The 16,633-nt window shown below is 73.4% G+C and carries 12 protein-coding genes; 8 read left to right on the top strand and 4 right to left on the bottom strand.

Annotation, left to right across the window (positions count from 1 at the left end):
• Positions 1–30: 30 nt before the first annotated feature.
• Entirely contained in the window at positions 31–435 is a 405-nt protein-coding gene (locus FS882_RS15225) for a MerR family transcriptional regulator (protein WP_158374208.1), read from the bottom strand.
• Between the two features lie 236 nt (positions 436–671).
• On the opposite strand from FS882_RS15225, the gene FS882_RS15220 reads away from it, so the two are divergent.
• The gene (locus FS882_RS15220) at positions 672–1,838 is read left to right on the top strand and encodes an acyltransferase family protein (RefSeq protein ID WP_262348334.1); all 1,167 of its coding nucleotides are present in this window, start codon (positions 672–674) and stop codon (positions 1,836–1,838) included.
• A 45-nt stretch (positions 1,839–1,883) separates the two neighbouring features.
• On the opposite strand, the gene FS882_RS15215 is transcribed toward FS882_RS15220, so the two are convergent.
• Positions 1,884–2,288: a DUF3817 domain-containing protein gene (locus FS882_RS15215; RefSeq protein ID WP_158374149.1), complete on the bottom strand. Its 405-nt coding sequence runs from the start codon at positions 2,286–2,288 to the stop codon at positions 1,884–1,886.
• Between the two features lie 202 nt (positions 2,289–2,490).
• Between FS882_RS15215 and FS882_RS15210 the strand changes: the two genes are divergently transcribed.
• Together FS882_RS15210 and FS882_RS15205 are read left to right on the top strand one after the other, a co-directional pair.
• Positions 2,491–4,377, top strand: a complete 1,887-nt coding sequence (locus FS882_RS15210; RefSeq protein ID WP_262348333.1) for an ABC transporter transmembrane domain-containing protein — start codon at positions 2,491–2,493, stop codon at positions 4,375–4,377.
• Positions 4,358–6,091, top strand: coding sequence for an ABC transporter ATP-binding protein (locus FS882_RS15205; RefSeq protein ID WP_158374147.1), 1,734 nt, complete (start codon positions 4,358–4,360; stop codon positions 6,089–6,091). The genes FS882_RS15210 and FS882_RS15205 overlap by 20 nt, the downstream gene beginning before the upstream one ends.
• Position 6,092: 1 nt before the next feature.
• On the opposite strand, the gene FS882_RS15200 is transcribed toward FS882_RS15205, so the two are convergent.
• Complete coding sequence (locus FS882_RS15200; protein ID WP_262348332.1) at positions 6,093–6,974, bottom strand: SURF1 family protein; 882 nt, start codon at positions 6,972–6,974, stop codon at positions 6,093–6,095.
• A 242-nt stretch (positions 6,975–7,216) separates the two neighbouring features.
• On the opposite strand from FS882_RS15200, the gene FS882_RS15195 reads away from it, so the two are divergent.
• The 4 genes from FS882_RS15195 (at position 7,217) to FS882_RS15180 (ending at position 13,987) form a co-directional block, all read left to right on the top strand.
• The gene (locus FS882_RS15195; RefSeq protein ID WP_158374145.1) at positions 7,217–9,706 is read left to right on the top strand and encodes a phosphoketolase; all 2,490 of its coding nucleotides are present in this window, start codon (positions 7,217–7,219) and stop codon (positions 9,704–9,706) included.
• Between the two features lie 216 nt (positions 9,707–9,922).
• Complete coding sequence (gene pta, locus FS882_RS15190; RefSeq protein WP_158374143.1) at positions 9,923–11,998, top strand: phosphate acetyltransferase; 2,076 nt, start codon at positions 9,923–9,925, stop codon at positions 11,996–11,998.
• Complete coding sequence (locus FS882_RS15185; protein ID WP_158374141.1) at positions 11,995–13,182, top strand: acetate/propionate family kinase; 1,188 nt, start codon at positions 11,995–11,997, stop codon at positions 13,180–13,182. The genes pta and FS882_RS15185 overlap by 4 nt, the downstream gene beginning before the upstream one ends.
• 412 nt (positions 13,183–13,594) lie before the next feature.
• On the top strand, positions 13,595–13,987 hold the full coding sequence (locus tag FS882_RS15180) for a hypothetical protein (RefSeq protein ID WP_158374139.1): 393 nt from the start codon (positions 13,595–13,597) through the stop codon (positions 13,985–13,987).
• Between the two features lie 339 nt (positions 13,988–14,326).
• Here the strand turns inward: FS882_RS15180 and FS882_RS21075 are convergent, their stop codons facing one another.
• Positions 14,327–14,488 (bottom strand): hypothetical protein, encoded by a 162-nt coding sequence (locus FS882_RS21075; RefSeq protein ID WP_187365317.1) that lies wholly within the window; start codon positions 14,486–14,488, stop codon positions 14,327–14,329.
• Positions 14,489–14,572: 84 nt separating this feature from the next.
• Here FS882_RS21075 and FS882_RS15175 point away from each other — a divergent pair.
• The coding region (locus FS882_RS15175; RefSeq protein ID WP_187365316.1) for a hypothetical protein at positions 14,573–16,633 on the top strand (2,061 nt) is incomplete at its 3' end.

Genomic DNA, 16,633 nt, shown 5'->3' with positions numbered 1-16,633 from the left:
CGGGACGCCGCGGGGACCCCGGCGACCCGGTCAGGACCCGGAGCGCTCGCCGATGCGCCGCTGCCGGCTGATCTCCTTGCGGAGGCTCTCGTGGAAGTCCTCGGCGACGGCGAGCTGCTCGCGCAGGGCCCGGGACCGCTCCTCCGCGGCCAGCCGGTACATCCGCAGGCGTTCGAGGAGCGCCTCGTGCTCCTCGGCGTCGATGCCCGGCTCGTTGATCCGGTCGAGCACGCCGAGCAGGTCACCCATCTCGTCGAGGGAGAAGTCGAGCGGCTTCATGCGCTTGATCAGCTCCAGCCGTGCGATGTCGGGCTCGGTGTACAGGCGGAATCCGCCGTGCGTGCGGGCCGAGGGCCGGACGAGGCCGACCTCCCCGTAGTACCGGATGGTCCGCAGCGACAGGCCGGTGCGCTCGGCGACCTCGCCGATCTGCATGTGGTGCAGGCTCACGGACCACCTCCTTCCGCACCGCGCGGCGCCAGCATAGCCACGCGGTGCGCGGACGACCTGGACCGATGCCGTCGCGGCCGTCACGCGCGCCACGGCGTCGGGGCGCCGCACCCTCCTGTCACGTGAGCGTCGGGTGCGGGTGTGAAGATCCGGTGGGGGTCGTGCCCCGCATCGGGCAGCGCTCTTCTCAAACCTCGCAAAGCGGACATACCTTCCGTTACGTGAGGGATGACGCCCCGGCCGCCGCGCCGACGACCGCGACCACCGGACTGCCCGGCACCGGCTTCGCGTCGCCGGTGCCGGCCCCCGCCGCGCCCGGCGCCGCGACCGGTGCCGCATCCGGCACCGCACCCGGCACCCCGCCCCGCCCCGCGCGGCTGCCCGGCCTCGACGCCCTCCGCGGACTCGCCGTCGGCCTGGTGCTGCTCAACCACGCGGCCCCCGACCGGTTCGGCGCCGCAGGGGTCCTCGGCGTGACCGTGTTCTTCGCCCTGTCGGGCTGGCTCATCACCGGCGTGCTGATGCGCGACCTCGACCGGGGCGGGCGGATCCGGTTCGGCCGCTTCTACGCGCACCGGCTGCTCCGGCTGTACCCGCCGCTGCTGCTCATGCTCGCCGGGTACGTCGTCGTCGAGGGGGCGTTCGACCTGCTGGGCCAGGCGCACCTCGTGCCGGAGACGCTCGTGGCGGCGCTGACGTACACGATCAACATCCCCGGGCTGCCGCACGGCAGCGAGTCGGTCTACCACTTCTGGACCCTGGCGGCGGAGGAGCAGTTCTACCTCGTCTGGCCGCTGCTCCTGGCGTGGGCCTGGCGCCGCGGCTGGCTGCGCGCGGCGACGGCGGTCTGCGTGGCGGCGGCCCTCGCGGCCTGCATGGTGACGCTGCTGCTGGTGGTGCCGGACGTGGCCCGGGTGTACGCGCTGCCGACCTCGTGGGGCGCGGCGCTGCTGATCGGGTGCGCCGGCTACCTCGGGCGAAGGGCGGTGGCGGCGCGGCTGCCGCAGACGGTCCGGGCGCGGCGTGCCGTGCAGGCGGGGATCGTCGTGGCGCTGCTCGCCGCCACGCTCCTCACCGGGCTGGCCGGGCACACCGCCTGGTACCTGCTGGGGGTCCCGGCCGTCGCCGTCGCCACCGTCGTGCTGATCAGCTACGTCGGCGGCTGGCGGGCGCTGCCGAGCCGCTGGCTCCGGCCCGCGGTCGCGCTCGGCACGGTCTCGTACGCCGCCTACCTGTGGAACGGGGCGATCACGCGCTGGCTCGGGCACCCCGACGACCTCGGCGGGATGGCGCTCGGCGTCGCGCTGACCCTGGTGGCGGCCACGGCGAGCTGGTGGCTCGTGGAGCGCCCGGTGGCGCGCTGGCGGGCGCGGCGCGCCGCCCGCTGACCCGGGCCGGCGCCCGCGAGCCACCGGCGGGCCGCGGCGCTCGCCTCAGCCGAGCCGCGCCCGCGCGTCGGCGTGCACGCGCCGCTCGAGGACGAACGACATCACCGGCACGACGCCCGCGAGCGCCATCGTCACCAGCCGGCCGAGCGACCAGCGCATCGCCGACCACAGCTGCACCACGGTGAACAGGTACACGACGTAGATCCAGCCGTGCACGATCGCGACCCAGGTCCCGAGCACCGGCAGCGGGGACCCCGTCGCCGGGTCGACGCCGTTCGCGTGGAACACGTACTTCAGCACCATCTCGAGGCACAGGACGAGCAGCATCGTGCCGGTGACGAACGCCATCACGCGGTACCGGGTCAGGCGCCCGGGGGTCCCCGGCGGCACGGGGGCCGCCCGCCGGGCCTCGGCGGGGGCGGGCGTGGGCTGTCCGGTGGGCTCGGTCATCGGTGCGGGTCCTCTCGGGGTGTGCCGGCGGGCGCGGGCGGGGCCGCGCGTCCGCCCACGATTCTCGCTCAGGTCCGCACCGGACCCCGCACCGCGGCCCGGGGGCCGCGGTGGACGGTCGCGCACCCGCGTCGCCCGCCCCGGCGCGGAGCAGCGGAATTGCCGTTCCCCGCGTGGGTGCCGACCCGTAGCGTTGTCCCACGTGCGACCCCTCCCCCTGCCCGACCCCGGCCGACCACCGCTGACCGGCCCCTGGCGCCTCATGCTCTGGCAGGGGCGCCGGCAGCTCGGCGTCCTCGCGGGCGCCACCGCCGTCGCCGTCGTCGGCAACGTCGCCGCGGCGCTGCTGCCGTGGCAGCTCGGCCGCGTCGTGGACGACGGGCTCGACGACGGCCTGAGCGCCGCGCTGTGGCTGGGCTGCCTCGGCGTGCTCGCGCTCGGCATGGTCCAGGTCGGCACGAACGTCTGGGGCCACCGGCTCGACGTCGAGAACTGGCTGCGCGCGGCGTTCGCGTCCTCGCAGCAGGTCGGGCACCACGTGACCCGCACCGGCGACGCGGTGACCGACGAGCTCCCGACGGGCGAGGTGGTCGCGACCGTCGCCACCGACGCCCTGCGGATGGGCGAGGTGTACGCCATCGTCCCGCGGCTGGTCGGCGGCATCGCGGCGTACCTGGTGCTCGGCGTGGTGCTGCTGCGCACCTCGGTGCCGCTCGGCCTGCTGGTCCTGCTCGGGCTGCCGGTCGTGGTCGCGGCCCTGTCGCTGCTCGTCCGCCCGCTGCAGAAGCGGCAGTCCGAGCAGCGCGAGGCCACGGGCCGGCTCACGACGCTGGGCGCGGACACGGTGTCCGGCCTGCGCATCCTGCGCGGCATCGGCGGCGAGGACGTGTTCGCCGACCGGTACCGGGCGCAGTCGCAGCAGGTGCGCGCGGCGGGGGTGCGGGTGTCGCAGACCCAGTCGCTGCTCGACGCGCTGCAGACGCTGCTCCCGGGGCTGTTCCTCGCGGTCGTCGTGTGGGCCGGCGCCCGGCTCGCGATCAGCGGCGACATCACGCCGGGCCAGCTGGTGGCGTTCTACGGCTTCGCGGCGTTCCTGACCCAGCCGCTGTGGACGGCGAGCGAGGCGATCCGCGTGGCCACCCGCGCGGTGGTCGGCGCCCGCCGGATCATCCGGGTGCTGTCCGTGCCGGTCGCGGGGTCCGACGACCCCGCGACCCCGGCACCGTCCCCCGCCGCCGGCGAGCCGCTGGTGGACGAGGGCAGCGGGCTGGTCGTGCGCCCGGGGCGGATCACGGCGCTGGTCAGCGCCGACCCGGACGAGTCGGCGCGGCTGGCGCTGCGGCTGGGCCGGCTGGGTCCGCAGCGGCACGGCGGGGCGGACGACGAGGACCTGGACGACTCCGGCCAGGACGGGACGGTCCCGGCACCGCCCGCGGCGGAGGACGACCCGGGCCTGTCCCGGGTCCGCTGGGGCCGCACCCTGCTCACCGAGCTCGGCCTGGCCGAGGTCCGCAGCCGGGTCGTGGTCGCCGAGTCCACCCCGCACCTGTTCACCGGCCTCCTGGCCGACGAGCTCGACGTGCGCGGCGGCGCCGACCGCGACGCGCTGCTCGAGGCGATGCGGGTCGCCGACGCCGGGGACGTGCTCGACTCGGTGCCCGGCGGCCTGGACGGCGAGGTCGAGGAGAAGGGCCGCTCGCTGTCCGGCGGCCAGCGGCAGCGGGTCGCGCTCGCCCGCGCGCTGCTGACCGGCGCCGAGGTGCTCGTGCTGATCGAGCCGACCAGCGCCGTCGACGCGCACACCGAGGCCCGGATCGCCCGCCGGCTGGCGGACGCCCGCCGCGGCGCGACCACGGTCGTCGTCACGGCGAGCCCGCTGGTGCTGGACGTCGTGGACGAGGTGGCGCTGGTCGCGGCGGGCCGGGTCGTCGCGACCGGCACGCACCGCGACCTGGTCACCGCGCAGGACGCCACCGGGGCGGCCTACCGCTCCGTGGTCTCCCGCGCCGACGACGAGGCCGCCCGGGCCGACGCCGCACCCACCACCACGACCGACGAGGAGGGCCGCCGTGAAGCTGCCCGTCGCTGACGCCGCCGCCCTGCGCCGGCACACCGCCGCGCTCCTGCGCCGGCACCGCCGCGGCCTCGGCGTCGTCGTGCTGCTGCACGTGCTCGCCGCCACCGCCGGGCTCGCGGGGCCGTGGCTGCTCGGCCGCCTGGTCGACGGCGTGGTCACCGGCACCGACACGACGGCCGTCGACCGGACCGTCCTGGTGCTCGTCGTGGCGGTGCTCGCCCAGACGGTCCTGATCCGGTACGCCCAGCGCGCCGCGATGGTCCTCGGGGAGACCGTGTTCGCCGAGCTGCGCGAGGAGTTCGTCGCGACGGTCACCCGGCTGCCGCTGTCCACGGTGGAGCGGGCCGGCACCGGCGACCTGGTCGCGCGGACCACGACCGACATCGACCGGGTCCAGTACACCGTCCGGTTCGGCGTGCCGCGCCTGCTGGTCACGGCGGCGACGATCGTCCTGACCCTGGTCGCCGCGTTCGCCACGAACGCGCTCGTCGCGATCGGCCTGCTCGCCGGGGTACCGCTGCTGCTGGCCGTCACCCGCTGGTACCTGCGCCGCGCCGCGCCCGCCTACCTGCGGGAGTCGGCCGCGTACGCGACGCTCAACGGCACGATCACCGAGTCCGTCGAGGGCGCCCGCACCGTCGACGCCCTGGGCCTCGGCGCGCGCCGTCGCGCCCGGGTGGACGCCGACCTGCGCGAGGCGTTCGCCGCGGAGAGCGCCACGCTGAACCTGCGCTCCGTGCTGTTCCCGGGCGTCGACACGTCGTTCGTGCTGCCGGTGGTCGCGGTGCTCGCCTGGGGCGCGTACCTCGTGTCGACCGGGCACGCGACGATCGGCGCGGTCACGACCATCGCCCTGTACGCCACGCAGATCATCCACCCGATCGGCGAGCTGATCTTCTGGCTGGACGAGATCCAGGTCGGCGCGACGTCGCTCGCCCGCATCCTCGGCGTCGCCGACGTGGCCCCCGACCGGACCGCGCGCGACGCGCGGCCGAGCGGCTCGGACGTCACCGCGCGCGAGGTCCGGTACGCCTACCGCGAGGGCCACGACGTGCTGCACGGCATCGACCTGGGCCTGCGTCCCGGCGAGCGGCTGGCGGTCGTCGGCCCGTCCGGCGCCGGCAAGTCGACGCTCGGCCGGATGCTCGCGGGCATCCACCCGCCCACGGGCGGCTCCGTCACGGTCGGCGACGTCCCCCTGGTCGACCTGCCCCTGGACGAGCTGCGCGGTCACGTCGCGCTGGTCACCCAGGAGCACCACGTGTTCGTCGGCCCGCTCGCGGACAACCTGCGGCTCGCCGACCCGGCAGCGGACGACGCGGCGCTGGAGCGTGCCCTGCGCGCCGTCGACGCGTGGGACTGGGTGCGGGCCCTGCCCGAGGGCCTGGCGACCCCGGTCGGCTCCGGCGGCACCGCGCTGACCCCCGCCCAGGCGCAGCAGGTCGCGCTGGCGCGGCTGGTCCTGCTCGACCCGCACACGCTCGTGCTGGACGAGGCGACCTCGCTGCTCGACCCGCGGGCCGCGCGGCACCTGGAGCGGTCGCTGTCCGCGGTGCTGCACGGGCGGACGGTCGTCGCGATCGCGCACCGGCTGCACACCGCGCACGACGCGGACCGGGTGGCCGTGGTCGACGCGGGGCGGATCAGCGAGATCGGGCCGCACGACGAGCTGGTCGCCGCGGGCGGGGACTACGCCTCGCTCTGGCGCTCCTGGCAGCGGGAGTAGGTCAGGCCGGGCGCGCGCCGTCGGCGGCGGCGCCGTCCGCCTCCTGCCCGGGCGCGGGCTCCTCCTCCGGGTCGAACGCCCCCGACAGCCGCAGCACCTCGTCCTTGAGCAGCCGCACCCACAGGAACACCGCGAACCCGCCGAAGACGAACCACTGCGCCGCGTACCCCAGGTTCTGGATGTTGAGCCCCGTACCGGAGCGGGTGGGCGGCGGCAGCAGCTCGAGGGTCGCGGGCTGCGCCGGCTGCGAGCTCGTCAGCACCGCGTAGCCGGTCCAGATGGGCCCGCCCCAGACGCCGAGCAGCTCGGCGGACGAGATGGTGTCGGTCGTCCCGGGCGCCTGCGTCCCGTGCGGGTCGCCGGAGTCCTCGGAGGCCTGCAGGTAGCCCGTCACCGTCACGGCCCCGGACGGCGGCTCGAGCCCGCCCGCCGCGGGGTCGTCCCCGGCGACCCAGCCGCGGACCACGGGCAGCACCGCTCCGTCGGCGGCCGGGTCGTCGGACACGACCCGCAACGGCGTCAGCACCAGCGAGCCGGTGCGGTCGCCGAGCGCGCGACCGGGCACCAGCAGCTGCCCGTCGGCCTCGTACTCGCCGGTCACCTCGACGCGGCGGCCGACCAGCGCGCCGTCGAAGGTGGTCTGCGGCAGCAGCACCTCGGCGATCGGCACGGGCTCCTGCGCCTCGACCTCGGCCAGCTTCGCGGCCTGCGCGGCGGCGCCACGCACCTCCGCGCGCTCGAGCTGCCAGGCGCCGAGCCGCCCGCAGACGGCGGCGACGGCGAGGAACAGCACGAGCAGCCCGACCATCCGGGGCGTGCGGGCGACCCGCCACAGCGTCGGCGACGTCGGCGCGGGCGCGGGCTCGGGACGGGTCGGGGGCACCGCAGCACGGTACCCGGCGCGCCTGCGGGACCGGGAACGGGGCGCGGGCCGGCGGCCCCGGCCTGGTGCGTCCCGCAGGTCGATGGGGTTGGATGGTTGACGGCTGCCTGAGCAGCCACGGGGCGCCCTAGGTCGGACGTCCCGGCTCGCGACGCGACGCGCCGCAAGGCTGAGGGGGCCCGGCGGGGGGTGCTCGACCGGGCCCACGGCACATCCGTGGTTCAGCGAAACGGGGAGAGAGCATGACTACGACGACGTCGAGGCCCGAGACCTGGCGGGCCGGTTCCGGCCAGCCGGTGTCGGACGAGACGCTCCGACGGATCGACGCCTGGTGGCGGACGGCCAACTACCTGTCGGTCGGGCAGATCTACCTGCTGGCCAACCCGCTGCTGCGCGAGCCGCTGACCAAGGACCACGTGAAGCCGCGGCTCCTCGGCCACTGGGGCACGACGCCGGGTCTGAACTTCCTGTACGCGCACCTGAACCGCGTGATCGCGGAGCGCCAGCAGTCGACGCTCTACCTGACCGGCCCCGGCCACGGCGGCCCGGGCCTGGTCGCGAGCGCCTACCTGGACGGCACCTACTCCGAGGTCTACTCGGACATCACGCCGGACGAGGAGGGCGTGCGCCGCCTGTTCCGCCAGTTCTCGTTCCCGGGCGGCATCCCGTCGCACGTGGCGCCGGAGACCCCCGGGTCCATCCACGAGGGCGGCGAGCTCGGCTACGCCCTGTCCCACGCGTACGGCGCGGCGTTCGACAACCCGGACCTGCTGGTCGCGGCGGTCGTCGGCGACGGCGAGGCCGAGACCGGCCCGCTGGCGACGTCCTGGCACTCGAACAAGTTCATCGACCCGGCCAAGGACGGCGTCGTGCTGCCGATCCTGCACCTCAACGGGTACAAGATCGCGAACCCGACCGTCCTCGCGCGCATCCCGGAGGACGAGCTCCTCGACCTCATGCGCGGGTACGGCCACAAGCCGCACCTGTTCGTCGGCGGCTTCGACGGCGAGGACCACGCGGCCGTGCACGCCCGGTTCGCCGAGCTGCTCGACGTCGTGCTGGACGAGATCGCCGAGATCAAGGCGCGCGCCGCCGCGGGCGACGAGTCCCGCCCGGCCTGGCCGATGATCGTCTTCAAGACCCCCAAGGGCTGGACCTGCCCGCCGGTCATCGACGACAAGCAGGTCGAGAACTCCTGGCGCTCGCACCAGGTCCCGCTGGCCAGCGCCCGCGACACCGACGAGCACCTGCAGGTCCTCGAGGGCTGGCTGAAGTCGTACCGCCCGGAGGAGCTGTTCGAGGCGGACGGCTCGGTCAAGGCCGACATCACGGCCCTGTCCCCCGGCGGCACGCTGCGGATGAGCGACAACCCGCACGCCAACGGCGGGCTGCTGCTCAAGGACCTGCGGCTGCCCGACTTCCGCGACTTCGCGGTGGACGTGCCGGTGCCCGGCGGCTCGATCTCCGAGGCGACCCGCGAGCTCGGCAAGTACCTCACCGAGGTCATCCGGCGGAACCCGGACAACTTCCGGATCTTCGGCCCGGACGAGACGGCGTCCAACCGCCTGCAGGCCGTGTTCGACGTGACCAACAAGCAGTGGAACGCCGAGTACCTGCCGACGGACGTCGACGACCACCTGGCCCGGATGGGCCGCGTCGTCGAGATGCTGTCCGAGCACCAGTGCCAGGGCTGGCTCGAGGGCTACCTGCTGACGGGCCGGCACGGCCTGATCACCTCGTACGAGGCCTTCATCCACATCGTCGACTCGATGTTCAACCAGCACGCCAAGTGGCTCAAGGTCACCAACCACATCCCGTGGCGCCGGCCGATCGCGTCGCTGAACTACCTGCTGTCCAGCCACGTGTGGCGCCAGGACCACAACGGGTTCAGCCACCAGGACCCGGGCTTCATCGACCACGTGGTCAACAAGAAGGCCGAGATCGTCCGGGTGTACCTGCCGCCGGACGCGAACACCCTGCTGTCGACGTACGACCACTGCCTGCGCAGCCGGCAGTACGTCAACGTCGTGGTGTCCGGCAAGCAGCCGGCGCCGAACTTCCTGACGATGGACGAGGCCGTCGCGCACTGCACCCGCGGCCTGGGCATCTGGGAGTGGGCGGGCACCGAGGTCGAGGGCGAGGACCCGGACGTCGTCCTCGGCTGCGCGGGCGACGTGCCGACGCTGGAGGTGCTGGCCGCGGCCGACATCCTCCGCCAGGAGCTGCCGGACCTCAAGGTGCGCGTGGTGAACGTCGTCGACCTCATGCGGCTGCAGGACGAGCGGGAGCACCCGCACGGCCTGTCGGACCGCGACTTCAACACCCTGTTCACCACGGACAAGCCGATCGTGTTCGCGTACCACGGCTACCCGTGGCTGATCCACCGCCTGACGTACCGCCGCAAGGGGCACAAGAACCTGCACGTGCGGGGGTACAAGGAGGAGGGCACGACCACCACGCCGTTCGACATGGTCATGCTCAACGACCTCGACCGGTACCACCTGGTGATCGACGTCATCGACCAGGTGCCGTCGCTGGGCTCGAAGTACGCGGGCCTGCGGCAGCGCATGGTCGACGCGCGGCTCCGGGCGCACGACTACACCCGGGCGCACGGGGAGGACCTCCCCGAGGTGCGCGACTGGGTGTGGCCGGACGCCGGCGAGACCGGCACCGAGGAGGGCGGCCCGCAGCAGTCGACCGCCACCCTCGCGACCGGCGGCGACAACGAGTAACCCCCACGTGGCCGATGGCCCGCACCAGCCGGTGCGGGCCATCGGTCTTCTGGGACCTAGGTCACACGGGGCGGCCGTCGGACGGCCGGGAGGGGCCCCGGGTGGCCCGCGTCACCCGGGCTCCGGCGCGATCCGGCGCCGGACGTCCGGCAGAATTCATCCCACCACCTGACGGCCGGCGACCCCGGCCCACGCCGACGAGGAAGAAGCCCACCCGTGGCCCGCAGCATCTACGTCACGTCCCCCGAGGGGGACACCGGCAAGTCGACCGTCGCCCTCGGCCTGGTCGACCTGCTGACCCGCACCGTGCAGAAGGTCGGCGTGTTCCGGCCCATCGCGCGCTCCACCGAGACCCGCGACTACGTGCTGGAGCTGCTGCTCGCCCACGACGGCGTCGACCTGTCCTACGAGGACTGCATCGGCACCAGCTACGAGGCCGTGCACCACGACCCGGAGGCCGCGCTCGCCACCATCGTGCAGCGGTACCACGCGGTCGCCCGCGACTGCGACGTCGTCGTCGTGGTCGGCACCGACTACACCGACATCGCCGGCCCGGCCGAGCTCGGCTTCAACGCCCGGATCGCCGCCAACCTCGGCGCGCCGGTGCTGCTGTGCGTCAAGGGCCAGGGCCGCTCCCCCGAGGAGGTCCGGCAGGTGGCCGAGGTCGCCGCCGCGGAGCTCGAGGCCGGCCACGCGCAGGTCGTCGCGATCGTCGCGAACCGGTGCGACCCGCAGAACCTGGACGCGGTCCGCGCCGAGCTGTCCACCCGCGCCACCGCGTGGGCCCTGCCCGAGGAGCCGTTCCTCGTCGCCCCGACGGTCCGCCAGCTCATGGAGTCCGTCGGCGGCTCCCTGGTCGGCGGCGACGCGCAGCTGCTGCCCCGCGAGGCCACCGACGTGCTGGTCGGCGCGATGTCGATCGAGCACCTGCTGGAGCGGCTGTCCGACGGCGTCGTCGTGATCGTCCCGGGCGACCGGTCCGACATCCTGCTCGGCCTGCTCATGGCGCACGCGGCCGACGGCTTCCCGTCCCTGTCCGGCATCATCCTCAACGGCGGCTTCGAGCCCCCGGCCACGGTGTCCCGGCTGGTCGACGGCCTCGGCAGCCGGCTGCCGATCATCCGCACCGAGCTCGGGACCTTCGCCTCCGCGTCCGCCGCCGCCGGCACCCGCGGCCGGCTGTCCGCCGACTCGCAGCGCAAGGTCGACACCGCCCTCGCGCTGTTCGAGAAGCACACCGACGCCGAGGAGGCCCTGGCCGCCCTCGAGGTGCCGGCCCCCGAGGTCGTCACGCCCCTGATGTTCGAGTACGAGCTGCTGGACCGGGCCCGGTCGGACCGCAAGCACGTCGTGCTCCCCGAGGGCAGCGACGACCGCATCCTGCGCGCCGCGTCCACGCTGCTGCAGCGCGAGGTCGCCGACCTGACGATCCTCGGCGACGAGGCGTCCATCCGGACCCGCGCCACCGAGCTCGGCCTGGACCTGTCGGCGGCGAAGGTCATCGACCCGAAGTCCGGCCAGCTGCTCGAGCGGTTCGCCGCCGAGTACACCGAGCTGCGCAAGCACAAGGGCATGACCGTCGAGCGCGCGCGGGAGATCGTCTCCTCCGTGTCGTACTTCGGCACGATGATGGTCCAGCTCGGGCTGGCCGACGGCATGGTCTCCGGCGCCGCGCACACCACGGCGCACACCATCAAGCCCTCGTTCGAGATCATCAAGACCACCCCCGGCACCTCCGTGGTGTCCTCGGTGTTCCTGATGTGCCTCGAGGACCGCGTCCTGGTCTACGGCGACTGCGCCGTGAACCCCGACCCGACCGCGGAGCAGCTCGCCGACATCGCGATCTCCTCGGCCGAGACCGCCGCGCAGTTCGGCATCGAGCCGCGCATCGCGATGCTGTCGTACTCCACCGGGTCGTCCGGCTCCGGCGCCGACGTGGACAAGGTCCGCACCGCCACCGAGCTCGTCCGGGAGCGCCGTCCCGACCTGAGCGTCGAGGGCCCGATCCAGTACGACGCCGCCGTCGACGCCTCGGTCGCGCAGACCAAGATGCCCGACTCCGCCGTGGCCGGCCGTGCCACCGTGTTCGTGTTCCCGGACCTCAACACCGGCAACAACACCTACAAGGCCGTGCAGCGCTCCGCCGGCGCCGTGGCGGTCGGCCCGGTGCTCCAGGGCCTGCGCAAGCCCGTCAACGACCTGTCCCGGGGCGCCCTGGTGCAGGACATCGTCAACACCGTCGCCATCACGGCGATCCAGGCCCAGGCCCTGACCTCGGAAGGCTCGAAGTGAACCACGTCCTCGTCATCAACTCCGGCTCCTCGTCGATCAAGTACCAGCTGGTCGACGCCACCTCCGGCGACGCGCTCGCCTCCGGCATCGTGGAGCGCATCGGCCTCGAGGTCGGCAAGGTCAAGCACGAGGGCCCGAACGGGGCGACCGTGCTCGAGCAGCCCGTGCCCGACCACGAGACCGGCATGCGCCTCGTCCTCGACCTGTTCGAGCAGCAGGGCCCGCAGCTGCGCGAGGAGGACCTCACCGCCGTCGGCCACCGCGTCGTCCAGGGCGGCGACGTCTTCGACGGCCCCGCCGTCATCGACGACGCCGTGCTCGCCCAGATCGACGAGCTGTCCCCGCTCGCCCCGCTGCACAACCCGGCCAACGTCGCGGGCATCGAGGCCGCGCGGCACGCGTTCCCGAACATCCCGCACGTCGCGGTCTTCGACACCGCGTTCCACCGCACGATGCCGCCGGCGGCGTACACGTACGCGATCGACGAGCAGGTCGCCAAGGAGTTCAAGATCCGCCGGTACGGCGCGCACGGCACGTCGCACCTGTACGTCTCCCGCGCGACCGCCGAGTTCCTGGGCAAGCCGCTCGAGGAGCTCAACACGATCGTGCTGCACCTCGGCAACGGCGCCTCGGCGTCCGCCGTCCGCGGCGGCGCGTGCATCGACACCTCGATGGGCCTGACCCCGCTCGAGGGCCTGGTCATGGGCACCCGGTCCGGCGACATCGACCCGGCCGTGCTGTTCCACCTCGCCCGGGTCGGCGGCTACACCATCGACCAGCTGGACGAGCTGCTCAACCGCAAGTCCGGCATGCTCGGCCTGTCCGGCTACACCGACATGCGCGACGTGCACGACGCCGTGGCCGCGGGCGACGAGCGGGTCAAGACCGCCCTCGACGTCTACTACCACCGCATCAAGGGCTACGTCGGCAAGTACTACGCCGAGCTCGGCCGGGTCGACGTCATCACGTTCACCGCCGGCATCGGCGAGAACGACGACATCGTCCGGCTCAACGCCCTGGCGGGCCTGGAGCGGCTCGGCATCCAGGTCGACCCGGAGCGCAACGCGGGTCGCATCAAGGAGCCGAAGGTCATCTCCCCCGACGGCGCCGAGGTCACCGTGCTGGTGATCCCGACGAACGAGGAGCTGGAGATCGCGCGGCAGTCGGTCGCGGCGATCGGCTGACGCGGCGCCGCGACGCCGTCGCGCGGGGCCCGTACCGGGATGTCCGGTGCGGGCCCCCTCCGTCGTCCGGGGTGACCGGCCGCACGGAACGCGCATGCCGACAGGCCTCTTCGGCGCTGGACGTGGCCTTGTGCGGCGCGATCAGCGGGCCCTAGGGTCGTACGACGACCCAGCCGGAGACGAAGACGCATCGCTGGCTGGTCGCCGACTCGGACCGCGATGCAGCGGCACCCGAGTCGGCGCGTTGGTGGGGGCCACGTCGAGCGAGACAGGTCCCCATGCAACCCACACCCCCGACTCGACGCCCCTTCTCCCGGGCAGTGCCCGCCATCGCGGCCTCGCGCACCCCGCTCGTGTGCCACGGACGTCTCCCGCGCTGCTCGTCCGCCGACCCGGGGAAGGACCGCCCCCGATGAACAAGCGAGCAACCACCTCGATAGCACTCGCTGTTGCCGCGGTCACGACACTCGGCGCATGCAAGTCGCTTCCACCCCCCCCTCTCTATGCGAGGAACGACGCCAACGAGCCCATCGTGTTTCGGGTCGAGTTCACCGAGACCGACCAGACCTGGGACGACATGGCGCTCACCGGAGACGACTTGGCTTTCACGCTCGAAGAGTGCGAGTGGGCACGCGCCGAGGTATCGACGACAGACGGACGACTGCGCGCCGAGATCCATCAGACCATCTGCCCGAACTGGAAGCTGTGGGTCGACGAAGACCTCGTCCTGCACTACTTCAAGAACACACCCCGCCAGCAACCCCACCTGACGGTGTCGCTCGCCGGACCCGACGCCCACGCCTGAGGCGCGCGACGAGCGGCAGCCGCCCGGGGCCGATCAGCAGGCCGGGACCAGTCGCGGCACCACCCGCTGTCGGCCCTTGACCTGGCCTTGTGCCTCACGAACAGCCGGCGCTAGGGTCGTGCCGCAAGCCAGTCGAACACGAAGGTGTGCCGTCGGCTGGCCTCCGACTCGGACCGCGGCGCAGCGGCGCTCGGGTCGGCGCGTTGGTGGGGGCCACGTCGAGCGAGACAGGTCCCCATGCAGCCCGCACCCCCGACCCGCCCGCCCTCGGTCGTTGCCGCCGCTGGCATCGCCACCCTCGCGATCCTCTCGCTGTTCGCTGGCGACCTGCTCCTCGTGTCACCGGCCGCGGTCGCAGCAGTTGCCGAGCCCACCGACGTCGAGCCGGACGCCGTCGAGGACGTCCTCGACGAGGATGACGGCCTCCCAGGCGACTCCTCCGAGCAGGTCGACCCCGAGGACGCAGGCGCCCCCGGAGCCCCGGTCGTGCACGGCAGCCACACACCACGGCAGCCGTCATCCCGACGCACCCTCTCCGTGACGTTCGCAGCGGGACCCGGGTCTGTTCCGGTGCACTGGGCGGTCGTGCTCGACGACTCCCCGGACACGGACCCAGACCCGGCCGGTGCTCGACCCGAGGGCTGGTTCACCACGCGGGTCGACCCCGGGACGTGGTGGTTGCACGTGCGGGCCGGCGACGCCACGGACCGGTGGGGGCCGACCACGCACCTGGAGGTCGTCGTGGTCGACGCCGCGGTCACGGTCGACTGGCCCGCCTATGCCTGGGTGTGGGAGGAGGTCCAGGTCGACGTAACCTGTCCCGACGGCACGGCGGGTCTGCGGCTGGCCACCATCGACACGGACTCGCAGGTGGTGCCGGTTGCCGCCGTTCACGAGGCGGACGCCGGATGCGCCGCGGCATGGGAGCCTGCGGCGGAACACGATGGGGAACGCCTCTGGCCCGACGGGTCTTACGAGCTGGTCGTCCTCGACGACCACGGGGCCGAGGCCTCCGAGCGAGTTCCGGCTGTGGTCGCGATGCAGTCCGGCGTCCTGGAGCGCGTGCTCGCGGACTACAAGGCGGGGCTGCTGACGCTGGCGGAGGTCGCCGACCTCGTGCTGCTCCTCGTGTCGGCCCCGCCGTCCATGCCGCCGCGGTACGTCAGCGGCGCAGACACCGGCGGCGCGACAACCGGTGACCTGCTCGCGGTGCTCGACATGCTCGACCCCGACGTCCGCGAGGCAGTCCTCGCGGCACTGGACTTCGGCCACGTCGAGGCCGACGACCCCGACCTCGCGACCGGGCGGTCGGCCGGCGCGCCCGCAAACTGCGCCCGGTCCAGCAACCCAGCCTTCTTCCCGGTCAAGTGCACCCTCGTCTACGCAGATTTCACGATCACCTACGCCGCCGCGTCCGTCGGGTTGACCGGCGACTCGGGCGTGCCCGAGCGGGTCGCGATGGTCCGCGACGCGCTGAACTACGCGCGAGCGGCGTTCCGGGACATGGGGTTCTGGCTCCCGCAGTGGTCGACCGACGTGTACCTGGTCAACTCCACGGTGATGCTGGACGGCGGCGGGTTCTCGCTGCCGAACCGGGTGATCGCCATGAACATCACGGAGGACGCAGGGTACTACCTGCCGATCCACGAGTACTTCCACCAGGTGCAGTACACCTACATCGGTCTGCTGAGCCACCTGAGCAACGTGTACTGGTGGATGGAGGCCACGGCCGAGTGGGCGTCCTTGAGGGCCCAGGATCTCGACACTTACCCGGGCAGCCGCCGCTACAACACCTACGCCAGCGATTTAGGCACATTCCTGAAGCACGACGGCTCCCTGAACATGCTCCCCAGCGCCCAGGTCGGCGGACCGGAGTACGGCGCCTTCGTGCTCGCGCAGTACCTGTACGAGACGCGCCCGAACCAGGAGCACGACTTCGACAACCCGATCCACGAGGTCTGGAAGGCCATCGGGGCGACGACAACCGGCACGCCGCCACTCGAGGCGATCGATCAGGTCCTGGCGAGCCGGGGTACGCGCTACCGATCCGGGATCGCGGAGTTCCGCACGTGGACTTACGCGCTGCACGCGCAACACGGCACCGGGTTCGCACACCGCGATGCCCGTCCAGGTGGCTTCTGGCGCCAGCAGCTCGGCAACGGTGGCGCCACGTTCCGGCGAGTCACTGACCAGCGGTCGGTCAGGCGAGGCGCTCCCGCCTCGGGCACCGTCAGCACAGCGCCCAGCAACGCCGCCTACATCGAGCTCGACCTTCCGTCTCAACGCGGCCTCATCCGCGTTCAGGCGCAGCCATCCGCCGCGGGCACAGACGACGTCGACCCCGAGACCTTCCAGTACGCCGCGCTTCCCGTCGCCGGCTATCCGTCTCTGTGCGGCGGCGCACAGGTCTTAACGCGACCACGTGTGGGGGCAGGACCCGGCGTGGACGTGTTGGTGGACCCGCCCGAGGGCTGCACCCGCCTCACGCTGGTCATCACCGACACCCGCAAGTCTGGTCCGAGCCTCCGTGTCGACTGGTCGGCCTCGTGGGAACTCCGAACGCCGCTGTCGGTGACGGTGGATGTGGCGCCGGGGTCGGTGGGGTCGGCCGTGGTCGAGAATGTCAGCGATCTGCACGTGGTCGGT

Origin of the sequence: Cellulosimicrobium cellulans, from assembly GCF_007679345.1 — a bacterium.
Lineage (GTDB): Bacteria > Actinomycetota > Actinomycetes > Actinomycetales > Cellulomonadaceae > Cellulomonas > Cellulomonas cellulans_A.
Note: the sequence above shows the minus strand (reverse complement) of the source record. Positions and strands in the feature narration are given on the sequence as shown.